Here is a 24,524-nt window from a genome sequence, read left to right on the forward strand (position 1 = left end):
AGCTACGTCGGCGACGGCCTCGCGGGCAGGGGGTCAGCTGGTGACGTCGCGGCGGGCGAAGTGGCGGAAGCCGAGTGCGGTGAAGACGGCGATGTAGACCAGCGACTGGATCACGCCGCGGAACAGGTCGCCGTCGTCGACCGGCGTCTGCAGCAGGTCGGTCCAGGCGAACTCCTCCGCCGTCGGGAACCAGTCGCGGATCGACCCGAGCTGCTCCACCTGGTCGAGGATGGCGAAGACGAACATGGTGAACACCGCGCCACCGACCGCCGCCAGCGGTGCGTCGGTGATGGTGGAGAACCAGAACGCCAGCGCGCCGACGACGAGCAGGTGGATGGCCAGGTAGCCGAGCATCCCGGCCAGCCGCAGCATGCCCTCGCCCTGGTCGATCCCCACCCCGACCGGCGTCCGGATGTCGTCGAAGCCGAACGCGATCCCACCGGCGACCACCGCGACCGCGGCGAGCGTGAGCAGCGCCGCCACCGACTGCACGAGGGCGGCCAGCCACTTCTGCCGCAGCAGCCGCATCCGCGGGACCGGCGTGGCCAGGGCGTACCGCAGCGAGCCCCACTGCGCCTCGACGGCCACGGTGTCGCCGAAGAAGAGCGCGTAGACCACCACGAGGAAGAAGCTGGTCGTCGCGAACAGCACGAACAGGGTGAAGTTCAGCCCGCTCGCCGTCGCGACGTCGACCAGGTTGATCCGGTTGTTCTCCGCCGCCTCCTCGCTGGCGCCCAGCTGGAGGGCGGCGATGAGCACCAGCGGGAGCGCCACCATGAGCGCGAACACGCCGATCGTGCGGCGGCGCTTGAACTGCCGGCGCAGCTCCACCGACAGCCGGAGCGTCCGCTCCGGCCGGTAGCCGGCGACCGCGCCGGTCGACTGCACGTGCTCGGAGTCCACGGATCGACTGGTCGTGCTCATGACTCCCCCACCAGGGCCAGGAAGGCGTCCTCCAGGCGTCGTCGCGGCGTGAACTGCTCGACGGCGATACCGGCGGACACCAGCGCCTGCAGCACGTCGGCGCGGCGGGCGCCGTCCAGCTCGGCGACCAGGCCGTCGTCGCCGCGCGCGCCGGTGACCCCGGGCAGCGACGAGAGGACGGCGATCGCCCGGTCGGTGTCGGCGTCGTCGGCCAGGCCCACGAGCACCGAGCCACCGGTGCCGACGATCTCCTCCACCGTGCCCTGCACGATCTTCTGGCCCTTGGCCATGACCACCACGTGGCTGCAGGTCTGCTCGATCTCGCTGAGCAGGTGGCTGGAGACGATCACGGTGCGCCCGGTGGCCGCGTAGGAGCGCAGCACGTCGCGCATCGCGTGGATCTGCGGCGGGTCGAGCCCGTTGGTCGGTTCGTCGAGGACCAGCAGGTCGGGCAGGCCCAGCATCGCCTGGGCGATGGCGACCCGCTGGCGCATGCCCTGGCTGTACCGGCGCACCGGCCGGTCGATGGCGGCGCCGAGCCCGGCGACCTCGATGGCCTCGTCCATGTGCGCGTCCTCGGCCGGCCGGCCGGTGGCGGCCCAGTACAGGGTGAGGTTGTCGCGGCCGGACAGGTGCGGCTGCAGCCCGGTGCCCTCCACGAAGGAACCCAGCCGCGACAGCACCGGGGCACCGGGGCCGGCAGCGTGCCCGAAGACGCTGATCCGCCCGTCCGTGGGCCGGATGAGGCCCATCAACATCCGCAGCGACGTGGTCTTGCCGGCGCCGTTCGGCCCGAGCAGGCCGAGCACCTGCCCGCGGCGCACCTCGAACGACAGGTCGCGCACCGCGACGAAGCCGTCCTTGTAGGCCTTCGTCACGCCCTCGAAGCGCAGGGGGACGTCCTCGCCGTCGGGCTCGACGCTGGACAGCTGCCGCTGACGACGCCGGCCCCACCACAGGCCGGCCAGCCAGCCGAGCAGGCCAAGCCCCGCGAGGAGGCCCAGCAGCACCCACCAGCGCGAGGCACCGGTCGCTGCCCCGCTCTCGCCGGAAACCGTCGGTGCGGCGAGCTGCGCCTCGCCCGCGGCCACGCCGTCGGCGGCGCCGGGCGAGGCGAGGCCCACCGAGTAGACGGCCGACTCGGCGGGCAGCGCGTACGCCTGGTCGGTGGAGGACACCAGCACGCGCATGGTGTGGCCCGCCTCGAACCGGTGCACGATCGCGGGCAGGGTCACGCTCACGCGCGTCGGGGCGGTGGGGTCGGTGGAGACGTCGGGAAGCGCCAGGGGCGCGACCAGGCCGCCCGGCAGCGTCGTCGCGCCGTCGGGCCCGACGTCGTAGAGCTTGGCGAACAGGGTGGCGCTGCCGCTAGGCGAGGCGACCGCGAGGTCGACCGTCGAGGCGCCCACGACCTCGACCGGGGCGTCGAGCGGGGCACTGTCGAAGACGGCGTACTGGCCGGGGATCTCCGCGGTGGTCCCGCCGAGCGCCGACGTCAGGGCGCCCAGACCCGGGACAGTGGTGAGGGACGCGGGGGTGCCGCCGGCCGGGGTGACCACCGGCTGCACGGGTCCCTCGACGGTCACGGCGCGACGCTCGGCCGGCTCGGCGCCGTCGAGGCCCGGATAGGCGTCGGCGACGACGGTCTGGCCGCCGCCCTGGACGCGGCCGACGGTGGCACCCAGGCCGGTGGGCGCGGGGAACTCGAAGCCCGTGCCCGGGGCGTCGCCCTGCCCCCGCAGGTGCCGGTCGAACCAGCCGGCCACGGCCGCGCGCAGCGACTCCCGCTGCCGGTCCGACCCCGAGGCGTCGTGCCCACCGGAGTACCAGACCACCTTGACCGGGGTGCCGTCGGCGGCGATGCCGCGGGCGTTGGCGTCGGCCTGGCCGAGGCCGAAGAGCGAGTCCTGCGTGCCCTGCACCAGCAGGGTGGGGACGTCGATGCGGTCCAGCACACCCGCCGGGCTGCTGCGGTCGAGCACCGCGGCGACCTCCGGGGTGAGGGTTCCGGAGGCCGCGGCCGCCTGGTAGGCCTGGCACACATCGACGCTGAACCGGCCGCAGGTGAGCAGCTGCTCGGCGGCCTCGGGGTTCTCGGCGGCCTGCTCGAGCAGCTCGGGCGGGAGCGCGGGCGGGCCGGCGGGGGCCGGCGCCGCGACGGTGCCGCCGCCCACCGCCTCGCCGTCGAGGCCCTCGTCGCCGCCGGCCTGGCCGGCACCCCCGAGGGAGTCGAGCAGCCCCCCGGAGGCGGAACCGATGCCGAAGAAGAGCCCGGCCCACAGGCGCTTGTAGACGCCGGCCGCCTCCGGCTGCGGTGTCGCGGCCACGGTGCCGGCGTCGAGGTCGCCGGTCTGGGAGGGGAACAGCGCGGCGGTGAGGGAGTTCCAGGTGATCTGCGGGGCGATCGCGTCGACCCGCTCGTCGTAGGCGGCGCCCAGCAGCGCCAGCGCCCCGCCGTAGGAGGCGCCGGCGACCCCGACCCGCGGGTCGCCCTCGGCGTCCAGCTCGACCTCGTCGCGGGCGGCCAGCAGGTCGAGCAGCGTGGAGAGGTCGGCGATCTCGTAGCGCGGGTCGTTGAGCCCGATCCGCCCGGTGCTCGCACCGAAGCCCCGAGCCGAGTAGGTGAGGACGACGTAGCCGCGCTCGGCCAGGTCGGCCGCATCCTCGGCCACGGAGCGCTTGCTGCCACCGAAGCCGTGCGCGAGCACGACCGCCGGCGCCGGGTCGTCGCCGCCCGGCAGGTACAGCGTGGTGTCGAGCTCGACGGCGTCCTCCCCCGAGCCAGAGGGGACCCGGAGCTCCTCGGTGCGCACCTCGGCGGCGCCCGCCGGGGACGCGAGGACGAGGCCGGCGGGCAGGGCGAGGGCGAGCAGGGCGGCGGCCGCGGCCCGCGCACGAGGGCGCGAGCGGGGACGCGCGGGCCCTCGGAGGGGACGCACGCTGCCCCCAACGGCCGGACGGCCGCTCCTGTTCCGGGTACCCGGCAAGACCGGCGTCAGGGCTGCCAGTTGCCGGTGGCGACGATGACGAGTCCGGGTGCGGGGACGTCGGCTACCTCGAAGAAGCGCGGGGCGGGGCCGGCGAGGTCGGGGAACTGGTCGACCAGCTGGAGCGCGGCCTGGCGCTGCTGCTCGTCCCCCTCGGTGAAGAAGACCGTGGTGGCCGAGACGTCGGTGCCCGGGTAGGCGCCCACGCCGGGCGACTCCCAGCCGCCGGAGACCACGGCGCCGGAGATCGTGGCGGCGAGGCCGGCGATGTTCGTGGCGTTGAGAACGGTGACGGGGACGCGCACGGGGGTGGTGATCGGCGGCTCGACGACGATGGGCTCCTCGGGCAGCGGCGGCAGGGCGGCGGTGGGGACCGCGACGGTGGGCACACTGGCCGGTGCGGGAGCGGCGGCCGCGGCCTCCTCCTTCTCCGGGGCGGTCACCGTGTAGACGCCGAGGACGGCACCGGCGACGACGGCCATGGCGACCAGGCCCTTGAGCACGCGGCGCGGCTTGCGCTCGGGCTCGTCGTCGAAGATCACCTCGGGCGTGCCGCTGCGCTTGGCCGCCTTGCGGCGGGCGGCGTCGGCGGCCTGCCGCTCGGCGCGGTAGGCGGCGCGGCCACCCTTGACCGCCGCGGCGCCCGCGGCGGCGGCATCCACCTCGCGCTCGAGGTCGTAGCCGGCCTCGTCATTGCCGGCCTCGGCGTAGCGGGCCTCGTCGTAGCGGGCCTCGTCGTAGCCGGCCTCGTCGTCGAGGTCGCGGCGGGCCTTCGCACCCCGCTCGGGGATCGCGGTGGTGGCCGGCGCGTGCGGCACCTCCGGCGCAGCACCCAGGCCGAGGCGCGACCGCCCCGTCTCGTCGCTGCGCGAGGGCTTGGTCCAGTCGCCGTAGGAGGAGGCGGGCGCACCGGACGGCGTGGTCTGCCGCGGCACGCGAGGAACCAGCGGCGCGGGCCCGCGCCGCCCGAGGCCACGGGCCGGTCCGGTGGTGACCAGGGGCTCGTCCTCGACGAGGAGCCCGGCGGGCGCCGGGCTCACGACCCTGCCGGAGGGTTGGGCAGCCTGCTGCGGCGGCTCGCCGGCGGACACGGGTGCCAGGACGTCGGCGCCGCGAGCCGGCACCGGGACCTCCCCGAGGGCGGCGGGAGCGGGGGCGGGGGCGGGGACCGCGGCGAACGGTGCGGCGCTGGTGCGCGGCGAGGGGGCAGCAGCAGCGCGGGGTCCAGCAGGCACGGGTGGCAGCGGCAGGCGGGAACGGGAGATCTGCCGGGCACCGTCGGCGGCGGGCACGTCCGCCCGGACGTCGCGCCGGAGGGCCGCCCGGTCGCGCCCGGGCGCGGTGGGGTGGTCGCTCAGGCCGGCACCGGACCACGCACCCTCAGGGGTATCGGTCCTGCGCCGCCCAGCGGCTGCAGACGCGTTCCCCTGATCCAGTCCGTCACTGCCTGACGCGGCGTGCCTGCCCACGGTGACCGAATCTAATCGATGTCATTCCCGATGCCCAGGACCTTCACCGAACGCGTTCGCTGCCGTGCCGTGCGCAACCGGCGGAGACGCCGGACCAGGAGCGGATCGGCGGCCAGCGCCTCGGGGCGTTCGACCAGCGCGTTGAGCGCCTGGTAGTACCGCGTCGGCGTCGTGCCGAACAGGTCGCGGATCGCCGTCTCCTTCGCGCCGGCCCGCCGCCACCACTGGCGCTCGAAACCGAGCATCTCGTGCTCGCGCCGCGTCAGGCCCACGCCTCCGGCCTGCACGGACTCCTCCCCTGACCCGTCGGCCCGGGGCGGGGAGACCACGGGGGCTGGGTCGCTGCTCATGGGTTCGACCATCTCCTGACCTGCTCTGCCGACCGGGAACCCCGGCGGCTCGAGGACGACGGTAGCGCCGCCCACCGACGTTTCCGGCCGGCCCGCCGAGGCGGGTCCGACTGCCCGTCAGGGGGTGGCGACCACCGCGTCGCGGGCGGCTCTGCGGGCCCCGGCCCGGGCGTGTCGCCACGTGTCGGCGGTGAAGACCGCCAGGGCGACCCAGACGATCACGAAACCGGCCAGCCGGGCCGGCGGCATGGGCTCGTCGTAGACGAAGACGCCGATCGCCAGCTGCATCAGCGGCGTCAGGTATTGCAGCAGACCCACCGTCGACAGAGGGATGCGCCGGGCCGCCGCGGCGAACAGCAGCAACGGCACCGCCGTCGCCACCCCGGCGCTGGCCAGCAGCAGGGCGTGCCCGGTGCCCGCGTTGGCGAACGTGCCGGTCCCGTCGGAGTGCAGGACCGCGAGGACCACTCCCGCGGGGACCGCGACCAGCACCGTCTCCAGGAAGAGCCCGGGCGCCGCCTCGATCGACACGAGCTTCTTCATCAGGCCGTAGAGGCCGAAGGACAGGGCCAGGCCGAGCGCGATCCACGGCGGGCGTCCGTAGTCGATGGTCAGCACCGCGACGGCGACCGCGGCGGTGCCGACGGCCACCCACTGCAGCGGGCGGAGCCGCTCGCTGAAGACGACGACGCCGAGGAGGACGCTGACCAGCGGGTTGATGAAGTAGCCGAGCGAGGCCTCCACGACCTGCCCGGAGTTCACGCCGTAGACGTAGATCAGCCAATTCACGGCGATCAGCACGGCGGCGCCGGCGAGGATCAGCAGCGTGCGCGGGCTGCTCACCGCCGCCCGGACGTGCCCCCAGCGCCGGACGACGCACAGCAGCAACCCGACGAACAGCAGCGACCAGAGCACCCGGTGCGCCACGATCTCCAGGCCGCTCGCGGGCTCCAGGAGCGGGAAGTACAGCGGGAAGATGCCCCAGAGCGCGTAGGCGCCGAGCCCGGAGACCACCCCCAGGCGACGCTCGTCCACGGCGGCACCGTACGCCCGGCGGGAACGCCGGCCGTACGCGACCGGATCGGCCTACCGTCGGGGGCGTGAGCAGGCAGCGACCCGGACCCCTGCAGTGGGTCTGGTACGCCTACGGCGGAGGGCTGCCCCGCGAGCTGTCGCCCTGGGTGCTGGCCGACACCACCCGCAGCACCTGGGTGTGGCGCCACCTCGCCCGGGCGGTCGTGCAGCTGCTGCCGCTCGTCGTGCTGTGCCTGCTCGTGGTGCCCGTCCCGCTGGTCTACCGGGTCTCCGCCGCCGGCGGCGGCCTGCTGCTCGGGCTGCTCTTCTCGCTGGCCTACATGGTGGAGACGATCGAGCACCGCGTGGCCAAGGCCGGGTACGAACCGGGGACGGCGGCCCGGCTGCGGGCCGAACGCGCCGAGCGGGCGCGAGTGGAACGGCTCTCGCCCTACCGGCGCGACGGCGCGGGGAGCTTCGACTGAGCCGCCCGCCCGGCGCTCAGGACCAGCGCCGGAGCACCTCCACGGCGGTGGTGCCGCCCGGCGCGGGCGGGGCTACCGGTGGCGGCGGCGCCGTCCGCGAGAACCGGGGCGCCGGGGACGCCTGCTGGACGCCCCCGAGCTCCGCGTACGTCCCCCGGGCGACCAGGTGCGGGTGCACGGCGGCCTCCTCGTAGGAGAGCACTGGCGTCACGCAGGCGTCGGTGCCGGCGAACAGCTCGGCCCACTCGTCGCGCGTCCGGCTCGCGAACGTCCCGGCGAACACCTCCCGCATCCGGGGCCAGCCGGACCGGTCGTCCTGGTCACCCAGCGCCGCGGCGTCCAGGCCGAGCCCGGCGAGCAGGGCGGCGTAGAACTGCGGCTCGAGGGCGCCCACCGCCACGAACCGCCCGTCGGCGCAGGCGTACGTGTCGTAGAACGGCGCCCCGCCGTCGAGGAGGTTGGCCTGCCGCTCGTCGCGCCAGCCTCCGAGGCCGCGCATGCTGAGCACCAGCTGGTTGAGCAGGACCGTGCCGTCGACCATCGCCGCGTCGACCACCTGCCCCCGCCCCGAGCCGGACCGCTCGAAGAGGGCGGCGAGCAGCCCGACCAGCAGCAGCATCGAGCCGCCGCCGTAGTCGCCGACGAGGTTCAGCGGCGGGGCCGGCGGCTGGCCGGCCCGGCCCATGGCGTGCAGCGCGCCGGTGAGGCCGATGTAGTTGATGTCGTGTCCGGCGGTCCGCGCCAGAGGGCCGTCCTGCCCCCACCCGGTCATCCGCCCGTAGACCAGCCGGGGGTTGCGCGCCAGGCATTCGTCCGGGCCCACGCCGAGCCGTTCGACGACCCCCGGCCGCAGCCCCTCGATCAGCACGTCCGCGGCCTCGGCCAGCGCGAGCACCGTGGCCCGCCCCTCGTCGGACTTGAGGTCGGCCGCCAGCGAGCTGCGCCCGCGCAACCCCCAGTCGACCCCGCCCCCCGGCGGGCCGGGTCGCTCCACCCGGACGACGTCGGCGCCCAGATCGGCCAGCACCATCGCGGCGTGCGGCGCGGGGCCGATGCCGGCGAGCTCGACCACCCGCAGCCCGGCCAGCGGACCGCGCGACACCCCGTCCCGGCTCACGCCGCGCCACCGCGGCGCACAGTGGCCTGCTCGCGCACCCGCCGGATCAGGACCGCGGGCGCTCCGACCGTGTGCGCGGCGATGTCGACGTAGTTGTGCGCCAGGTCCTGCGCGGACAGCGGCCCTCCGGGGCGGTACCACGTGGCGATCGCCTGGAACATGCCCAGCAGCGCCCGGGCGGTGTCCTTGGGGGACGTGACGTCGAAGAGCCCCGCGGCCTCCCCCGCCTGCAGCGTGTCGACGAGCATCTCCTCGATCCGCCGGCGCTTCTCGCTGTAGGCCGACCGGTTCTCCGGGCCCAGCGAACGCAGCTCGGCGTCGACGCCGGCGATCTTCGTGCTGTGCGCCATGTAGAGCACGATCGCCTCGACCAGGTTGAGGAAGCGGTCGGCCGGGTTGTCCCCCGCATCGGCCAGCGCCGCCTCGCACATCCGGGTCAGCCGGAGGATGCCGGCGTCCAGGAGCGCGAAGAGGATCGCCTCCTTGTTCTCGTGGTGGTAGTAGAGCGCCGGCACGGTCACCCCCACCCGTCCGGCGATGTCCCGCACGGAGGTGCCGTGGTACCCGTGCTCGTTGAAGGCGTCGAGCGCCGCGGACAGGATGGGGCTCATCTCGAGGGCGGGCACGCTGCGCCAGCGCCCCCGGGTCATCAGCTCGTCGTCCTCCCGGACCGCGGTCATGGCACCCCTCTGTCCCGCCGGCGGGCGCCTCGCCCACCGCTCACCTGAGATTAACGAACGCTCGGTATCGGCGATCCCGCGCGCGTGCCGTCTACCCACCTGGGGGGGGAGAGGCATCCCGGCCTCACCGGGTCCCCAGCGCGGCCAGGCCGGCGGCGACCAGCTCGGGCACCACCTCGGCTGCCCGCCCGGCGTCGCGCCCGGAGTCCGCGCCGGCGCGGGCCCGGTGCGCGATGCCCTCGGCGATCACGGCCAGCTTGAGGTGTGCCAGGCCGAGGTAGAACGGCCAGTGGCCCAGGTCGCGCCCGGCCAGCCGGGAGTACGTCTGCGCGAGGTCGTCCGCCGAGGGCAGCCGGGGGCTGGTCCAGGCCGCCGGCAGGCCCAGGATCACGTCCAGGGCCGGGTGGCGGTAGACGCACATCAGGGCCACGTCGGTGAGCGGGTCGCCCAGCGTCGACAGCTCCCAGTCCACCACCGCCCGCACCGTCGCGGGCCGGGTGCGGTCGAGGATGACGTTGTCGATCCGGTAGTCCCCGTGCACGATCGCGGTCCCCGCGGACGGCGGGACGCCGTCGGCGAGCCGGGCGTGCAGCCGCTCGAGATCCGGCAGCTCGCGCCCCCGGGTGCGGTCCCACTGGCGACGCCACAGCGCGACCTGCCGGGCCAGGAAGCCCTCCGGCCGACCGAAGCCGGCCAGCCCGACGGCCCGGGCGTCGACGGCGTGCAGCGCTACCAGCACGGCCATCAGCGAGGTGCTCACCTCGCCGACCACCTCGTCGGGGAGGGCCGCCAGCTCGTCCCGGTCCCGGACGACCAGGCCCTCGACCCACTCGACGACGGTGAACGGTGCGCCGAGCACGCCGTCGTCCTCGCACAGCGAGACCGGGCGCGCCACCGGCACCGGCGTCCCGTGCAGGGCGCTGGTCACCCGCCACTCCCGCACCATGTCGTGCGCCGAGGCGGTCAGCCCGGCCAGCGGTGGCCGGCGGACCACCCACCGCGTGGCGCCGTCGGTCACCGCGTACGTCAGGTTGGACCGGCCCCCGGAGATCAGCTCCGCCCGCAGCGGGCCCGCCGGTCCGGTCCCCGTGGAGACCAGGTGCGCCCTCAGCCTCTCCAGGTCCAGCCCCGGCGTGGCCGTCACCGTCGCAGCCCCGGCCGGGCGGGGACGCCCCCGGTCACCGCCCCACCCAGCGCGGGTCCCGCTTCTCCGCGAACGCCCGCGGACCCTCGGCGGCGTCGGCGCTGGCGAACACGGTCGCGGTGGCCTCCTCGTTGGCCCGCCACGGATCGGTGCCGGTCCAGGACTCGTCCCAGTCGGAGCCGCCGCCGCTGGTGCGGTGGAGCATGCGCTTGGTGTGCCGCACCGACAGCGGCGCGTTGACGGCGATCCGGCCGGCCAGCTCCAGCGCCGCGTCGAGCACCTGCTCCGGCTCGACCACCGCGTTCACCAGACCCCACTCGAGGGCGGTGGCCGCGTCCACGCCGTCGCCGGTCAGCGCCAGCTCCAGCGCCCGCTTCAGGGGCACCTGGCGCTGCAGCCGGACGACGCCACCGGCGGCCGCGAGCAGCCCCCGCTTGACCTCCGGCAGGCCGAAGACCGCTCCGGACGACGCCACGACCAGGTCGCAGGCCAGGGCGATCTCGGTACCACCGCCCATGGCGAAGCCGTTGACCGCGGCGATCACCGGCTTGTCGATCCAGTGCCGCACCAGCCCGGCGAACCCCCACTCGGGGTGCCCGTCCGCGGCCACGGAGCGCTGCGCAGCCAGCTCCTTGAGGTCAGCGCCGGCGCAGAAGGCGCGCCCGGTGCCGGTCACGACCACCACGCGGACCTGGTCGTCCGCCGCCGCCTGCTCCAACGCCTCACCGACGGCCGTGGCGAGTGCCGCGTTCACCGCGTTGAGCGCGGCGGGCCGGTCGAGCGTGATCAGCCCGACGTGGCCGCGGACCTCGTACCGCGCCGCCGGCTCGGCGGCAGCAGCCGCGCTCACCGGGTGCCCAGCGCGTCGTGGGGGCCGTAGCCCGCGAGCAGCGGGATGCCGCGGTCGGCGATCAGCTCGCGGTCGGCCTCGAACAGCGGGTGGCCGGCGGCCCCCAGGTCGGTGCTCATGTCCGGTCTCCCCGAGGTGGGCGTCAGAGCCGCTCGATGATGGTGGCGTTGGCCAGGCCGCCGCCCTCGCACATCGTCTGCAGGCCGTAGCGGCCGCCGGTGGCCTCCAGGTGGGCGAGCATCGTCGCCATCAGCCGGGTGCCGGAGCCACCCAGCGGGTGGCCCAGCGCGATCGCGCCGCCGTTGGGGTTCAGCCGCTCGGGGTCCGCCCCCAGCTCCCGCTGCCAGACCAGGGGCACCGGCGCGAAGGCCTCGTTGACCTCGTAGGCGTCGATGTCGTCGATGGACAGCCCCGAGCGCTCGAGCACCTTGCGGCTGGCCGGGATCGGGGCGGTGAGCATGAGCAGCGGGTCGTCGCCGGCGAGGGCGAAGGTGTGGAAGCGGGCCCGGGGGGTCAGCCCCAGCTGCTCCGCGGTGTCCTCGCCCATGATGAGGGCAGCGGAGGCGCCGTCGGTCAACGGCGAGGAGTTGCCCGGGGTGATCTTCCAGTCCAGGTGGGGGTAGCGCTCGCGCATGGCCGGGCTGTCGAAGGACGTCTTCAGCCCGGCCAGCCCCTCGGCGGTGGTGGAGGCGCGCACCGTCTCGTCCTGGTCGTGCACCGTCTCCGCACCGTCGGCACCGATGACCGCGACCGGCACGATCTGGTCCTTGAACTGGCCGGCCGCGGCCGCTGCGGCGGCGCGCTGGTGGGACCGGGCCGAGAACGCGTCGAGCTCCTCGCGGGTGAGTGCCCAGCGGTCGGCGATCAGCTCGGCGGAGACACCCTGGTTCACCAGACCCTCGGGGTAGCGGGCGTGCATCGAGGGGCCGAGCGGGTCCTCCCCCACGGTGGCGACGCCCATCTTGACGCGGCTCATCGACTCCACGCCGCCGGCGACCACGATGTCGTAGGCGCCGGCCATGACACCCTGCGCGGCGAAGTGCAGGGCCTGCTGGCTCGAACCGCACTGCCGGTCGACGGTGGTGGCCGGCACGCTCTCGGGCCAGCCGGCCGCCAGCACGCCCTGCCGGCCGATGTTGAGCGACTGCTGCCCGACCTGGCTCACGCAGCCGGCGATCACGTCGTCGACGCGGGCCGGGTCGAGGTCGGACCGCTCGGCGAGGGCCCGCAGCACCGTCGCGAGCAGCTCCACGGGATGCGTGCCGGAGAGAGCCCCGCCGGGCTTCCCCTTGCCGGAGGCGGTGCGGACGATGTCGACGATCACGGCGCTTCTCATGACGGTTCTCCCTGGTTGGATCGATCACGGTCCCCGGTGGGCGCGAGCAGCGCGTCGTGCTCGCCCGGCGCCGGGGTGTGGGGGTCGGCGGTGGTGTCGAGGCTCGAGTGCCGGGCCGGCGTCCGGACGACGTCGACGGCCTGGCCCGCCTGTCGGATGGTCAGTTGCAGGCCGCGGCGGGCGTCCGGCTGCGAACCGACGACGTACGGCCGGTCGGCGAGGTGGCTCGGCGACGTCGTCGCGCTCATGGGCTCCTCCGTCGAGCGGCTGTGTTGACATAGCGATAGCTAAGTACCGAGCATGAGCCCCCGGTCCCGGGCCGTCAAGACACCGACCCGCGGCCGGTCACCCCACCCCACCGGCGAAGGTGGCCAGCCGCCCGTGGATCAGCTCGTGTGCCTCGCGGATCATGCGGTCGAGCACCTCGGCGACGGCGGGGACGTCGTGGACCAGCCCCTGGCTGATGCCCGACGTCCAGATGCCGCGCTCCAGATCGCCCTCCTCGAACACCAGCCGGCCGCGTGCGCCGGCGACGAGGTCGCGGACGTCGTCGAAGGCGCCGCCGTCGGCCAGGATGCCGACGACCTCGCGGCTGACCGTGTTGCTCGCCACCCGGGCGGTGTTGCGCAGCGAGCGGAAGATCAGCTCGGTGTCGCGCTCGGTGGCCTCGACGATCCGCTGCTTCACCGCGTCGTGCACCGGGGACTCCTGGGTGCACAGGAACCGGGTGCCCATGGTGACGCCCTCGGCGCCCAGCGCCAGGGCGGCCACGAGGCCGCGGGCGTCGGCGATGCCGCCGCACGCCACCACCGGGATGCTCACGGCCGAGGCCGCGGCCGGGACGAGGACCAGGCCGGGCACGTCGTCCTCACCCGGGTGCCCGGCGCACTCGAAGCCGTCGATGCTGATCACGTCGACGCCCTCGGCCTCGGCGCGCCGGGCGTGCCGGACGCTGGTGCACTTGTGCACCACGGTGATCCCGGCGTCCTTGAAGAACGGCATGTGCTCGGCCGGGTTGGCGCCGGCGGTCTCCACGATGCGGACCCCCGAGGAGGCGATGACGTCGCGGTACTCGGCGTAGGGCGGCGGGTTGATCGACGGCAGGATCGTGAGGTTGACGCCGAACGGGCGGTCGGTCAGGTCGCGGCACCGGGCGATCTCCTCGCCCAGCGCCTGCGGGGTCGGCTGCGTGAGGGCGGTGATCATCCCCAACCCACCGGCGTTCGACACGGCGGCGGCCAGCCCCGCCCGCCCCACCCACTGCATGCCGCCCTGGATCACCGGGCGCTCGATGCCGAGGAGCCGGGTGAGGCGGGTGGCCAGCCGCGGCGCCGGTGCCGTGCGGGTCACCGCGGCGCCATCCGGATGGCGCCGTCGAGGCGGATCGTCTCGCCGTTGAGCATCGGGTTGCCGACGACGGCCGCCACGAGGTCGGCGTACTCCTCCGGCTGACCGAGCCGGCTGGGGTGCGGCACCTGGGCGCCGAGGCTGGCCCGCAGGTCCTCGGGCAGGGCGCCCAGCAGCGGGGTCTCGAAGAGCCCGGGCGCGATGGTGACGACCCGGATGCCGTAGGAGGCGAGGTCCCGGGCGATCGGCAGCGTCATGCCGACGATGCCGCCCTTGGAGGCGGAGTAGGCGGCCTGCCCGATCTGACCGTCGAACGCGGCGACGGAGGCGGTGTTGACGACCACCCCGCGCTCCTCGCCGTCGACCTCGTTGCCGGCCATGGCGGTGGCGCCCAGGCGGATCACGTTGAAGGTGCCGATCAGGTTGACGCCGACGACGCGGTCGAAGTCGGCGAGCGGGAAGGGCCCCTTCTTGCCGACGGTCTTGTTGGCGGCGCCGATCCCGGCGCAGTTCACGACGACGGCGAGCGTGCCCTCGTCGTTGGCGGCGTCCACGGCCGCCTGGACGGCCGCCTCGTCGCGGACGTCGGCACCGGCGAACCGGACAGGGTCGCCCAGCGCACCGAGGGCCGTCTGGTCCGCGGTGGGCAGATCGAGGGCCACGACGCGGGCACCGCCGGCCACGAGCCGTCGGACGGTGGCCAGGCCGAGACCGGACGCACCCCCGGTCACGAGCGCGGTCTTTCCCTGCAGTCGCACGATCAGCCTCCCGACGCGAATAACTATACCTAGCGCTCGCTAACCTAGGCGCGCGTCGGCCGTAGGGCAACGGTCTGCAGCGTGGCGCCCACCGCCCGCGCACCGACCGGGGCGACGACGGGCCAGGGGCTCGGGTCCGGCCCGGGCCGGGCCGGACTCCGGCGCCGCTGTCGGTGGCCGCGGGCAGGGGTTCTCCGCGGTGCCCGTGCGGAGAGGCCGGACGCCGGGCACGGCACCACCGTGGAGCCGACGAGGGGACTCGAACCCCTAACCGCCCGATTACAAGTCGGGTGCGCTACCAATTGCGCCACGCCGGCGGGACGTGGGGACAGGTCCCGGGCACGAGTCTAGGGACAGCGCCGACGAGAACTCCGCCGCGTCGGCGACGCGGCCGGGGCCGATGGACAGCACGCCGAGCCAGGGCATCGTCTCGGCGGCCTCCGGATGGACGGCGGTGGACGGCGGCAGGGGCCGCAGGTCAGGCGGCCTCGGTCTCCGCGGTGGGGTCGGCGGGCGGCGGTGAGCTGCGGACGAAACCGGCCGGGTCGGCGCTGCCGAGCGGGGCGGCGGCGAGCCAGCGGGCGAACCCGGCCGGGTCGCGGCGCTCCAGCTCGTCGAGGACCTGCGCCCGCCGGGCGACCAGCCGCTGCCGCACCGCGGGCGCCAGCGGTCGCTGCAGCTCGGCGCTCGTGCGCCGCCACTCCTCGCCGAGCGTGGCGGTCGACGCGCCCGCCACGGCGGTGGACGGCGTCCAGCCGGTGGGCACCGGACCGGCGCCCACCGACGTCACCGGGCGGGCCGGTGCGTCGCGGCGGTCACGCAGCCAGCGGAGGGCAGCCCAGCCCGCGGCACCGAACCCGATCAGCAGCAGCGCCGCCGCTCCTCCGGCGAGCACCGCCGTTCCGCTCACCACCAGCAGCACGCCGACCGTCACGGCCGCGGCCTGCCCCGCCACCTCGAGCGTCGACCGGCGCGTCGGCCCCGGGGTCTCGCGGGCGACGCCGGCGGCGACGCACCCGGCCAGCGCCCCGGAGACGCAGACGGCCACCAGCCCGGGGCCGCGCAGCGCGATGCCGCCGACGACCGCGATGACAGCGGCACAGGCCAGGCCCAAGCCGATCACGAACCTGACGAGAGGACCACTGAGGGGCACGGAGAGCTCCACGGGGGCGACGGGGGCGGGCACCGGGCCGCGGGAGTGCACCCGCGCCCCAGGCACCGCCACTACCCGCCTCCGGGCACCGATGCACACGGGATCCGGCCCGATCCCCCACCTCGCCGGGGCCCGGGGAGCACCGGGCAGGATCGGCGTCGTGGGGTCCTCCGTGGTCGACGTCGATCTCCGGCTCGGCGTCGTCCTGGTGGCCCTGACCGCGCTGGCCGCCACGGGCGGTCGCCTGTCCGGGCTCGGCGAGGACCGGTCGGTGCTCGTGGCGGCAGTGCGCGCCACCGTGCAGCTCGCCGTCGTCTCCACCGTCCTGCTGGTCGTCGTCGAGTCGCTGTGGCTCTCCGCCGTCTTCGTGCTGCTCATGGTCTCGGTCGCGAGCGTCACCGCCGCCGGCCGGGCCACCGGCCTGCCGCTGCGCTCCCCCGGAACGGCGCCACGGCTGGCCGCCGTCGCCGCTCCGGTGGTCGGCGGCGCCGGCCCCGTGGTCGCGCTCGTGCTGGCCAGCGGAACCGTGCCGCTGCGCGGGGAGGCGGTCATCCCCATCGCCGGCATCCTCATCGGCGGCGCGATGACCGCCACCTCCCTGGCGGGTCGGCGGCTGCGCGAGGAGCTGGCGCAGCGGCGCGGCGAGGTGGAGGCGGCGCTCGCGCTCGGGGTGCTCCCCCGGGACGCGGTCCTGCTCATCGGCCGCCCGGTCGCCGGCACCGCGCTCGTGCCGCCCCTCGACCAGACCCGCACCGTCGGGCTGGTCACCCTGCCCGGCGCCTTCGTCGGCGTGCTGCTGGGCGGCGGCAGCCCGCTCGAGGCCGGCGCGGCGCAGCTGCTGGTGCTCGTCGGGCTGCTGGCCACGGAGGTGCTCGCCGTCTGGGCCGTCACCGAGCTGGTCGCCCGGGGCCGGGTGCTGCCGGTCCCCCGGTGATCCGGGCATCCAGGAAGCTCACAGCCAGCCTCCAGCGTTGCGCCAGTGGCGGGGCCGACAGTGGGTTCCGATGCAGCGGCCGCACGGCCGCGAGGAGAGGAACGGACGCGTGAGCGAGCACCAGCACCAGTACCCCGGCGCAGGCCAGCAGTACGGCTGGCAGCCACCGCTGTCGACGCCCCACCAGCCGACGACGCCGCAGCCGGTCACGTCCCCGGGCTACCCCGGCTACGGGGGGCTGCCGGCACCGGCGGCCGAGCAGCCGCCGGCCCGGCGCGGGAGCCGGCTGCGCATCGGCCTGGCCGGCCTCGTCGCCGGCGCGCTCATCGGCGGGGGCGCCGGAGCCGGCGTCACCGCGCTGCTCGACGAGCCGGTCGCCGGCACCAGCAGCTCCGCCGCCGCGCAGAGCGTGACCACCGAGAACCCGGAGCGGGCGACCACGGCCACGGCCGCCGCGGCGAAGGCCGCCCCCAGCGTCGTGACCGTCTACGTGACCACGGGCACCAGCGCGGGCAGCGGGTCCGGCGTCGTCCTGACCGCCGACGGCTACGTGCTCACCAACAACCACGTCGTCGCCGCCGACGGCGCCGGCACCGGCTCGGTGCAGGTGCGCACCGCCGACGGCACCCTCTACGACGCCGAGATCGTCGGCACCGACCCCGCCTTCGACCTCGCCGTGCTGCGGCTGGAGGGCGCCGACGACCTGGTCCCGGCGACCTTCGCCGACTCCGACGAGGTGCAGGTCGGTGACATCGCCGTTGCCATCGGCGCCCCGCTCGGCCTGTCCAACACGGTCACCGACGGCATCATCAGCGCCACCGGCCGCGCGGTGGCCACCGGCTCCAGCCGGGACGAGGCGACCGTCCTCGACGCGATCCAGACCGACGCGGCGATCAACCCCGGCAACTCCGGCGGCGCGCTGGTCGACGGCGCCGGCGAGGTGATCGGCATCAACACCGCGATCGCCACCGTGGCCTCCGGCATCCCGGGGGCGCAGGGGCAGAGCGGCAACATCGGCGTCGGCTTCGCCATCCCCGGCAACACCGCGCAGCGGGTGGCCCAGGAGATCATCGAGACCGGCACCGCCACCCGCGCCCACCTCGGGGTGACCACCCGGACCGCCGCCGACGACCAGAACCGCGAGGTCGGCACCGGCGCCGAGGTCGTCACCGTGACATCGGGCACCGCCGCCGACGAGGCCGGGCTGGAGCCGGGCGACGTCGTCACCGCCGTCGGGCAGCGCCCCGTCACCACGTCCACCGAGCTGAGCGCCGCGATCGGCAGCCGGACCCCCGGCGAGACTGTCCAGCTGACCGTGCGCCGCGGCTCCGACACGCGCACCGTCGAGGTCACCCTGGGCTCGACCAGCTGACGCCCGCGGCGACCACCCGGACCCGATCCCTAGGCTGGGCCGGGTGGCCGCTCCCCCGCTGACCGTCCCGCTGGCCGGGTCGCTCGACGACCCGGCCCGCGCCCGCGACCTGACCCGGATGAAGCGGCTGGCGACCGGGCTGTTCCTGCTCGCCGCCGCCGTCTTCCTCGCCTGCGTGCTCCTCGGCGAGGACGCCGGCGCGTGGGTGGGCTACGTGCGGGCGACGGCGGAGGCCTCGATGGTCGGCGCGCTGGCCGACTGGTTCGCCGTCACCGCGCTGTTCCGGCACCCGCTGCGGCTGCCGATCCCGCACACCGCGATCATCCCGCGCAAGAAGGACCAGATCGGCGAGAGCCTGGGCGCCTTCGTGCAGGAGAACTTCCTGACCCGCGCCGTCGTGGCGGAGAAGCTGGCCACCATCGACGTCCCCGGCCGGCTGGGCGCGTTCCTGGCCGCCCCCGGCCGGGCCGAGCGCCTGGGGGGCGACGCCGCGACCGCGCTCACCGGCCTCACCCACCTGCTCAAGGACGACGACGTGCAGCCCGCCGTCGCCGCGCTGGTGGACCGCAAGCTGCACGAGACGCCCGCCGCCCCGGCGCTGGCCCGGGTGCTCGAGCTGGTGGTCGACGGCGACCGCCACCAGGAGGTCCTCTCTGCGGCGCTGCGGCTCATGGCCCGCTTCCTCGACGAGAACCGGCTGGTCTTCCGGGCCCAGCTGGGGGATGCCTCCCCCGCGTGGGTGCCGGACTGGGTGGACGACCGGGTCTTCGACCGGGCGTTCGCCGGGATGCACCAGTTCATCGCCGAGGTGGCCGCCGATCCGCGGCACGAGCTGCGCCGCTCCTACGACGCCCGGCTGCGCGCCTACGTGGACGCGCTGCGCACCGACCCGGCCACCGCCGCCCGGGTGGAGGAGTTCAAGCACGAGGTGCTGGCCCACCCCGCGGTGCGCGAGTGGTCCGGGTCGCTGTGGACGACGGCGAAGGACGCGGTGCTGGCCGCCGCGGCCGACCCGGCGTCACCGCTGCGCGCCCGGGTGACCGCGCTGATCCGCGACGGCGCGCGGCTGCTGCAGACCGACCCGACCGTGCGGGAGCTGGTCCAGCGGCACAGCGGCCGGGTGGCCGGCTACGTCGCCGAGCGGTTCTCCGGCGACCTCGCCGACCTGGTCAGCAGCACCGTGGCCCGCTGGGACACCGACGAGACCAGCCGGCGGATCGAGCTGCAGGTGGGCCGGGACCTGCAGTGGATCCGGGTCAACGGCACCGTCGTCGGCGGCCTCGCCGGCCTGGTGATCTACACGGTCGCCCAGCTGCTCGGCTGACCGCACTGATGATCAGGTGACCTGATCAACAGGGGTCCTGGCTCAGCGTCGACAGTGAGCCAGGACCACCGGAGGTGAGCCAGGACGACGGAGGAGCGGCGAGCCGGCCGTCAGCGGCGCGCGGCCCCCACCTGGTAGAGCGCGATGCCGGCGGCGACGCTCACGTTGAGCGACTCGGTGTCCCGGGCGATGGGGATGCGGACGACGACGTCGCACTTCTCCCGCACCAGCCGCGAGAGCCCGGTGCCCTCGGCGCCGACGACCAGGGCGACCGGGTCGGCGAAACCGTCGTACTCGTGGAGGTCGACGTCGCCGTCACCGGCCAGCCCGACGGTCTGCAGGCCGGCGTCCTGGTACGCGGCGAGCGCGCGCGGCAGGTTCACCGCGCGGGCGACCCGCAACCGGGCCGCCGCCCCGGCGCTGGTGCGCCAGGCCGACGCGGTCATCCCGACCGCGCGGCGCTGCGGCACGACGACGCCGTGGGCGTCGAACGCGGCCGCCGAGCGGACCACCGCCCCGAGGTTGCGCGGATCGGTCACGCCGTCCATCGCCACGATCAGCGGGGCCCGGCCGGAGTTCCGCGCCAGGTCCAGGAGGTCGTCGGGGTGCGCGTAGTCGTACGGCGGCACCTGCAGGCCGATGCCCTGGTGCAGGGCGCCCTGCGACATGCGGTCGAACTCGGGCTTGGTCACCTCCAGCAGCGGCAGCCCCCGGTCGCTGGCCAGGTGCAGCGCCTCGGTGATGCGCTCGTCGGCGCCTGGGCGGGTGGTGTCACCGGTGACGACGTACAGCGCCATCGCCGGGATCTGCGCGCGCAGCGCCTCGACGACGGGGTTCCGCCCGAGCAGCAGCTCGGGTGACTCCTCGGCCCGCTGACGGGCGCGCGCCCGGTCGGCGCGCTGGCGCTCCTGCGCCTGGGCCTTGCGCTGGGCGGGGTGCCCGTACCGCTGCTCGGCGGGCGGGGTGGCACCACGACCGGCGAGGGAGCGCCGGTTCTTGCCACCGGTCCCCGCGGTCGCCGTCTTCTTGCCCGCACCCGTCGTGCGGCCGCGACGCTGGCTGTTGCCGGCCATCAGTGGGTCAGCTCCCATCGGGGTCCCTGGGGGGTGTCCTCGACGGTGACGCCGAGGGCGGCGAGCTGGTCGCGGATCGCGTCCGCCGCCGCGAAGTCCTTGCGCGCCCGCGCCGCCTGGCGCTGCTCGAGCGCCAGGGCCACGAGGCCGTCCGTCGCGCGGGCGAGCCGGTCGTCGGCACCGGTGGCCGCCCACTGGGGGTCGAGCGGGTCCAGGCCGAGCACGCCGAGCATCGCGCGCACCGAGCCGAGCGTGCCCGCGACCGCGGTGTCGTTCCCGTCGGCCAGGGCCGTGTTGCCCTCGCGGACCGTGTCGTGGATCGCGGCGATCGCCGCGGGCGTGCCGAGGTCGTCGTCCAGCGCGGCGCTGAAGTCGGCGCAGAGCACCGGCGCGCCGGCGTCGGCGCCCACCCGCTCGGCAGCGCGCTTCACGAACGACTCGATCCGCCGGTAGGCCGCGCCGGCCTCCTCGAGTGCGGCGTCGGTGAACTCGACCGTCGAACGGTAGTGCGGTGCCACCAGGTAGTAGCGCAGCTCGACCGGGCGCACCCGCCGCACGACCTCGTCGACCAGCGCTGTGTTGCCCAGCGACTTGCTCATCTTCTCGCCGCCGAGGGTGACCCAGCCGTTGTGCAGCCAGTACCGGGCGAACCCCTCGCCGGCGGCCCGCGACTGCGCCTGCTCGTTCTCGTGGTGCGGGAACCGCAGGTCCAGCCCGCCGCCGTGGATGTCGAACTCCGCGCCGAGGTAGCGCTCGGCCATCGCCGAGCACTCGAGGTGCCAGCCGGGGCGGCCGCGGCCCCACGGCGTGGGCCAGGAGGCGGTCGCCGGCTCGCCGGGCTTGGCAGCCTTCCACAGCGCGAAGTCCCGCGGGTCGCGCTTGCGCTCGTCGGTGTCGGTGTCCGCGGCGGGCTCGAGGGCGTCGAGCCGCTGACCGGTGAGCGCCCCGTACTCGGGGAAGGACCGGACGTCGAAGTAGACGTCGCCGTCGACGGCGTAGGCGTGCCCGCGGTCGATCAGCCGCTGCATGAGCTCGACCATCTCCGGGATGTGCCCGGTCGCGCGCGGTTCGTAGGTCGGCGGCAGGACGCCGAGCACGTCGTAGGCGCGCGTGCTGGCCCGCTCGAACTCGTACGCCCAGGCCCACCACGGGACGTCGCGCTCGGCGGCCTTGGTGAGGATCTTGTCGTCGATGTCGGTGACGTTGCGGACGTAGGTGACCTCCAGGCCGCGCGCGGTCAGCCAGCGGCGGAGGACGTCGAAGGAGACCGCCGCCCGGACGTGCCCGACGTGCGGCGGGCCCTGCACGGTGAGACCGCAGACGTAGACGGACGCCTGCCCGGCACGCAGGGGCGTGAAGTCGCGGACCGCGCGGGCGGCCGTGTCGTACAGGCGGAGGCTCACTGCGTGGAGTCTACGGAGCGACGTGACCGGCCCGTGCGGCGTCGGTGACGTCCTCCCCCGTCCGGACCACCAGGGCGGTCGCCACCGCGGCCCGGCCCTCACCGCGACCGGTGAGCCCGAGGCCGTCGGTGGTGGTCGCCGTGACGCTGACCGGGGCGCCGAGCGCGGCGGAGAGCACCGCCTCGGCCTCCCCCCGGCGCGGACCCACCTTGGGCGCCGTCGACACCAGCTGCACCGCGGCGTTGCCCACCCGCCAACCCGCGGTGGCGAGCACCTCTCGCACGTGGGTGAGCACGTCGGCGCCGCGTGCGCCGGCCCAGCGGGGGTCGTCGGTGCCCAGCAGCCCGCCGATGTCACCGAGCCCGGCGGCGGAGAGGACGGCGTCGGTGAGCGCGTGGGCGACGACGTCGCCGTCGGAGTGCCCCGCGCAGCCGTCGGCGCCGGGCCACTCGAGGCCGGCGAGCCAGCAGGCCCGGCCGGGCTCGATCGGGTGGACGTCGGTGCCGATGCCGACCCGCGGCAGGTCGCTCACCGGGGCACCTGGCTCGCCGTCAGGCCCACACCCAGCTCCGCCAGCGCCAGGTCGTGCGGCACGGTGATCTTCGCCGACCGCTCGTCACCGGGGACGGTGTGCACCGGAACACCTGCGGCACGGACGACGGCGGCGTCGTCGGTGAGCTCGGCGGCGTCGTCCAGCGCGGCGTAGGCGGCGACCAGGGTGGCCCGGTGGAAGCCCTGCGGTGTCTGCACCCGGCGGAGCGGGGCGCGGGGCACCGCATCGGTGATCGCGCCGTCGTCGTCCACCAGCACGGTGGTGTCGACGACGGGCAGCACCGGGACGACGGCACGGGCACCGGCGGCCACGGCGTCCAGCACCCGCGCGACCGCCGCGGGCGGGGTCAGCGGGCGGGCGGCGTCGTGCACGAGGACGACGTCGGCCCGTGGACCGGCGGCGGCCAGGCCGGCGCGGACCGATGCGGTCCGGGTGGCACCGCCGTCGACGAGCCGGACCTCCGGCGGCAGGACCGCCGCGAAGGCGGCGCGCTCGGCGGCGGGGACGGTGACCACGATCTCGGCGACCCCGCCCGCGCGCAGGCCGTCGACGGCCCAGCAGACCAGCGGGCGCCCCGCGAGCGGGACGAGCGCCTTCGGCCGGTCGGCCCCCAGACGCGAACCGCTCCCGGCCGCTGCGACGATCGCGACAGCGTGCACGGGAGCGGTTCGGGGGGAACGCGGAGCGCTCAGCTGGCGAGGACCTCGTCGAGCAGGACCTCGGCCTTGTCCTCGTTGGTGCCCTCGGCGAGCGCGAGCTCGCTGACCAGGATCTGGCGGGCCTTCGAGAGCATGCGCTTCTCGCCGGCGGAGAGGCCGCGGTCCTTGTCGCGACGCCACAGGTCGCGGACCACCTCGGCCACCTTGTTGACGTCGCCGGAGGCCAGCTTCTCGAGGTTGGCCTTGTAGCGGCGCGACCAGTTCGTCGGCTCCTCGGTGTGCGGGGCGCGGAGCACCTCGAACACCCGGTTGAGCCCCTCCTGACCGACGACGTCACGGACGCCGACGATCTCTGCGTTGTCGGCCGGCACGCGCACGGTGAGGTCGCCCTGGGCGACCTTCAGCACGAGGTAGGCCTTCTCTTCACCCTTGATCGTGCGCTTCTCGATCGCCTCGATGAGCGCGGCACCGTGGTGCGGGTAGACGACGGTCTCGCCGACAGTGAAGCCCATGTGGATGTGACCCCTTTCGCTTCCCCCAGGTTAGCACGGCAGACTGACCAACGGATCGGCACCGGGCAGTAAATCTGCAGGTCAGCGGCCTGGGCCAGAGCCGCGGAGGGGTTGACAGAGCGTGGTTGATGTGCCTGCGGCGGCCGCCCCTCGGGGTGCGACGGCCCGCGCGCTGTTCCGCGCGACGCACCCGGGCCCGGCCCTCGCGGTCACCACCACGGCCACCCTGCTGGCCGTGGCGGCCGACGTGCCGCCGGCCCGGACCGCGCTGCTCTGCGCTGCCGTCCTCGCAGGTCAGGCGTCCATCGGCTGGAGCAACGACTGGCTCGACGCCGACCGCGACCGCGCCGTCGCGCGGGCCGACAAGCCGGTCGTGCAGGGCACCGTCGGCCCCGCCGTCCTGCGCCGTGCCGCCCTGTCCGCCGCCGCCGCGGCCGTCGTCCTCTCGCTCCTGCTGGGGCTCCTCCCCGGCGCGCTGCTGCTGCTCCTGGTCGCCAGCGGGTGGGCCTACAACGCCGGGCTCAAGCGCACCGCGTGGTCCGGCGCCGGCTACGTCGTCGGGTTCGGGGCCCTGCCGGCCGGAGTGGTCACCGCCGCCCCGGGGAGCCCCGCACCCCCCTGGTGGCTGATCGCCGCCGGCGCCGCACTGGGCGGCGCCGCCCACCTCGCGAACGTCGCTCCCGACCTCGAGGACGACCTGGCCACCGGGGTCCGCGGGCTCCCGCACCGGCTGGGACCGCGGGTCTCCGCCGCCTGCGGCGCGCTGCTCCTGGCCGGGGCGACGCTGGTGCTGGTGCTCGGCCCCCCGGGCGCGCCCGGGCCGACGGGGTGGGCCGCCCTCGCCCTGGCCGTGCCGGCCGCCACCGTGGCCGCGCTCTCGGGGACGGCGCGCTTCCGGGGGCTCGCCTTCCCCGCCGTGATGCTGCTGACGGTGCTGGACGTCGCGCTCCTGGTGGGCAGCGGTGCCGCCCTCGGCTGACGCCCCCGGGCCGAGGGGAACCCGCGACGCCCGCCGCTCCCTGCGGGCGGGGCGCGCAGGCGCCCGATAGGCTCCGGAGGTTCCCGCGCCACCGATCCCCG

At 75.6% G+C, this 24,524-nt stretch carries 25 protein-coding genes and 1 tRNA gene; 5 read left to right on the forward strand and 21 right to left on the reverse strand.

The window, feature by feature from the left end:
- Nucleotides 1–33: 33 nt before the first annotated feature.
- From ACI79Q_RS01990 to rarD, 5 genes are all read right to left on the reverse strand, one after another.
- Entirely contained in the window at nucleotides 34–924 is an 891-nt protein-coding gene (locus ACI79Q_RS01990) for an ABC transporter permease (protein WP_456614050.1), read from the reverse strand.
- Nucleotides 921–3,863 carry an alpha/beta fold hydrolase gene (locus ACI79Q_RS01995; protein WP_456614051.1) on the reverse strand — a complete coding sequence of 981 codons (2,943 nt, stop codon included), beginning with the start codon at nucleotides 3,861–3,863 and terminating at the stop codon, nucleotides 921–923. Before ACI79Q_RS01995 ends, ACI79Q_RS01990 begins: the two co-directional genes overlap by 4 nt.
- A gap of 56 nt (nucleotides 3,864–3,919) precedes the next feature.
- The gene (locus tag ACI79Q_RS02000) at nucleotides 3,920–4,951 is read right to left on the reverse strand and encodes a LytR C-terminal domain-containing protein (protein ID WP_456614052.1); all 1,032 of its coding nucleotides are present in this window, start codon (nucleotides 4,949–4,951) and stop codon (nucleotides 3,920–3,922) included.
- Between the two features lie 440 nt (nucleotides 4,952–5,391).
- Nucleotides 5,392–5,730, reverse strand: coding sequence for a DUF3263 domain-containing protein (locus ACI79Q_RS02005; RefSeq protein ID WP_456588100.1), 339 nt, complete (start codon nucleotides 5,728–5,730; stop codon nucleotides 5,392–5,394).
- A 117-nt stretch (nucleotides 5,731–5,847) separates the two neighbouring features.
- Entirely contained in the window at nucleotides 5,848–6,765 is a 918-nt protein-coding gene (rarD, locus tag ACI79Q_RS02010; protein WP_456614053.1) for an EamA family transporter RarD, read from the reverse strand.
- A gap of 65 nt (nucleotides 6,766–6,830) precedes the next feature.
- Between rarD and ACI79Q_RS02015 the strand changes: the two genes are divergently transcribed.
- Nucleotides 6,831–7,229, forward strand: a complete 399-nt coding sequence (locus ACI79Q_RS02015; protein ID WP_456588102.1) for a DUF5313 family protein — start codon at nucleotides 6,831–6,833, stop codon at nucleotides 7,227–7,229.
- A 16-nt stretch (nucleotides 7,230–7,245) separates the two neighbouring features.
- Here ACI79Q_RS02015 and ACI79Q_RS02020 read toward each other — a convergent pair whose 3' ends face one another.
- The 11 genes from ACI79Q_RS02020 to ACI79Q_RS02070 form a co-directional block, all read right to left on the reverse strand.
- Nucleotides 7,246–8,346 carry a CaiB/BaiF CoA transferase family protein gene (locus ACI79Q_RS02020; RefSeq protein WP_456614054.1) on the reverse strand — a complete coding sequence of 367 codons (1,101 nt, stop codon included), beginning with the start codon at nucleotides 8,344–8,346 and terminating at the stop codon, nucleotides 7,246–7,248.
- Nucleotides 8,343–9,026 (reverse strand): TetR/AcrR family transcriptional regulator, encoded by a 684-nt coding sequence (locus tag ACI79Q_RS02025; RefSeq protein WP_456588103.1) that lies wholly within the window; start codon nucleotides 9,024–9,026, stop codon nucleotides 8,343–8,345. Before ACI79Q_RS02025 ends, ACI79Q_RS02020 begins: the two co-directional genes overlap by 4 nt.
- Nucleotides 9,027–9,150: 124 nt before the next feature.
- The gene (locus tag ACI79Q_RS02030) at nucleotides 9,151–10,170 is read right to left on the reverse strand and encodes a phosphotransferase family protein (RefSeq protein ID WP_456612588.1); all 1,020 of its coding nucleotides are present in this window, start codon (nucleotides 10,168–10,170) and stop codon (nucleotides 9,151–9,153) included.
- Nucleotides 10,171–10,204: 34 nt separating this feature from the next.
- Entirely contained in the window at nucleotides 10,205–11,020 is an 816-nt protein-coding gene (locus ACI79Q_RS02035; RefSeq protein WP_456588105.1) for a crotonase/enoyl-CoA hydratase family protein, read from the reverse strand.
- Entirely contained in the window at nucleotides 11,017–11,139 is a 123-nt protein-coding gene (locus tag ACI79Q_RS02040) for a hypothetical protein (protein ID WP_456614055.1), read from the reverse strand. The genes ACI79Q_RS02035 and ACI79Q_RS02040 overlap by 4 nt, the downstream gene beginning before the upstream one ends.
- A 23-nt stretch (nucleotides 11,140–11,162) precedes the next feature.
- Complete coding sequence (locus ACI79Q_RS02045; RefSeq protein WP_456599077.1) at nucleotides 11,163–12,356, reverse strand: thiolase family protein; 1,194 nt, start codon at nucleotides 12,354–12,356, stop codon at nucleotides 11,163–11,165.
- Nucleotides 12,353–12,604 carry a hypothetical protein gene (locus ACI79Q_RS02050; RefSeq protein WP_456588108.1) on the reverse strand — a complete coding sequence of 84 codons (252 nt, stop codon included), beginning with the start codon at nucleotides 12,602–12,604 and terminating at the stop codon, nucleotides 12,353–12,355. The genes ACI79Q_RS02045 and ACI79Q_RS02050 overlap by 4 nt, the downstream gene beginning before the upstream one ends.
- Nucleotides 12,605–12,701: 97 nt before the next feature.
- Complete coding sequence (locus ACI79Q_RS02055) at nucleotides 12,702–13,706, reverse strand: NAD(P)H-dependent flavin oxidoreductase (RefSeq protein WP_456614056.1); 1,005 nt, start codon at nucleotides 13,704–13,706, stop codon at nucleotides 12,702–12,704.
- Nucleotides 13,703–14,461, reverse strand: coding sequence for an SDR family NAD(P)-dependent oxidoreductase (locus tag ACI79Q_RS02060; protein ID WP_456614057.1), 759 nt, complete (start codon nucleotides 14,459–14,461; stop codon nucleotides 13,703–13,705). The genes ACI79Q_RS02055 and ACI79Q_RS02060 overlap by 4 nt, the downstream gene beginning before the upstream one ends.
- A 241-nt stretch (nucleotides 14,462–14,702) precedes the next feature.
- Nucleotides 14,703–14,778: transfer RNA gene (locus ACI79Q_RS02065), tRNA-Thr, on the reverse strand.
- A 161-nt stretch (nucleotides 14,779–14,939) separates the two neighbouring features.
- Nucleotides 14,940–15,584, reverse strand: a complete 645-nt coding sequence (locus tag ACI79Q_RS02070) for a hypothetical protein (RefSeq protein WP_456588111.1) — start codon at nucleotides 15,582–15,584, stop codon at nucleotides 14,940–14,942.
- Between the two features lie 190 nt (nucleotides 15,585–15,774).
- Between ACI79Q_RS02070 and ACI79Q_RS02075 the strand changes: the two genes are divergently transcribed.
- The 3 genes from ACI79Q_RS02075 to ACI79Q_RS02085 all read left to right on the forward strand — a co-directional run bounded on the left by ACI79Q_RS02075 (nucleotide 15,775) and on the right by ACI79Q_RS02085 (nucleotide 19,244).
- The gene (locus ACI79Q_RS02075) at nucleotides 15,775–16,548 is read left to right on the forward strand and encodes an ABC transporter permease (protein ID WP_456614058.1); all 774 of its coding nucleotides are present in this window, start codon (nucleotides 15,775–15,777) and stop codon (nucleotides 16,546–16,548) included.
- Between the two features lie 109 nt (nucleotides 16,549–16,657).
- The gene (locus ACI79Q_RS02080) at nucleotides 16,658–17,920 is read left to right on the forward strand and encodes a S1C family serine protease (protein ID WP_456614059.1); all 1,263 of its coding nucleotides are present in this window, start codon (nucleotides 16,658–16,660) and stop codon (nucleotides 17,918–17,920) included.
- A gap of 43 nt (nucleotides 17,921–17,963) precedes the next feature.
- Complete coding sequence (locus ACI79Q_RS02085; protein WP_456588114.1) at nucleotides 17,964–19,244, forward strand: DUF445 domain-containing protein; 1,281 nt, start codon at nucleotides 17,964–17,966, stop codon at nucleotides 19,242–19,244.
- A gap of 110 nt (nucleotides 19,245–19,354) precedes the next feature.
- Here the strand turns inward: ACI79Q_RS02085 and rlmB are convergent, their stop codons facing one another.
- The 5 genes from rlmB to ACI79Q_RS02110 are packed head-to-tail and all read right to left on the reverse strand — an operon-like array spanning nucleotide 19,355 to nucleotide 23,444.
- Complete coding sequence (rlmB, locus tag ACI79Q_RS02090; RefSeq protein WP_456588115.1) at nucleotides 19,355–20,335, reverse strand: 23S rRNA (guanosine(2251)-2'-O)-methyltransferase RlmB; 981 nt, start codon at nucleotides 20,333–20,335, stop codon at nucleotides 19,355–19,357.
- The gene (cysS, locus tag ACI79Q_RS02095) at nucleotides 20,317–21,720 is read right to left on the reverse strand and encodes a cysteine--tRNA ligase (protein WP_456614060.1); all 1,404 of its coding nucleotides are present in this window, start codon (nucleotides 21,718–21,720) and stop codon (nucleotides 20,317–20,319) included. Before cysS ends, rlmB begins: the two co-directional genes overlap by 19 nt.
- 10 nt (nucleotides 21,721–21,730) lie before the next feature.
- Nucleotides 21,731–22,252 carry a 2-C-methyl-D-erythritol 2,4-cyclodiphosphate synthase gene (gene ispF / locus ACI79Q_RS02100; protein WP_456588117.1) on the reverse strand — a complete coding sequence of 174 codons (522 nt, stop codon included), beginning with the start codon at nucleotides 22,250–22,252 and terminating at the stop codon, nucleotides 21,731–21,733.
- Nucleotides 22,249–22,932, reverse strand: a complete 684-nt coding sequence (ispD, locus tag ACI79Q_RS02105; RefSeq protein WP_456599072.1) for a 2-C-methyl-D-erythritol 4-phosphate cytidylyltransferase — start codon at nucleotides 22,930–22,932, stop codon at nucleotides 22,249–22,251. The genes ispF and ispD overlap by 4 nt, the downstream gene beginning before the upstream one ends.
- A 29-nt stretch (nucleotides 22,933–22,961) precedes the next feature.
- Nucleotides 22,962–23,444, reverse strand: coding sequence for a CarD family transcriptional regulator (locus ACI79Q_RS02110; protein WP_091929357.1), 483 nt, complete (start codon nucleotides 23,442–23,444; stop codon nucleotides 22,962–22,964).
- Nucleotides 23,445–23,565: 121 nt separating this feature from the next.
- Here ACI79Q_RS02110 and ACI79Q_RS02115 point away from each other — a divergent pair, with 121 nt between their 5' ends.
- A complete protein-coding gene (locus tag ACI79Q_RS02115) occupies nucleotides 23,566–24,423 on the forward strand; it encodes a UbiA family prenyltransferase (protein ID WP_456614061.1) in 858 nt (285 codons plus the stop codon).
- The last annotated feature ends 101 nt before the right edge of the window (nucleotides 24,424–24,524 follow it).

Source organism: Blastococcus sp. SYSU DS0828 (genome assembly GCF_054050975.1).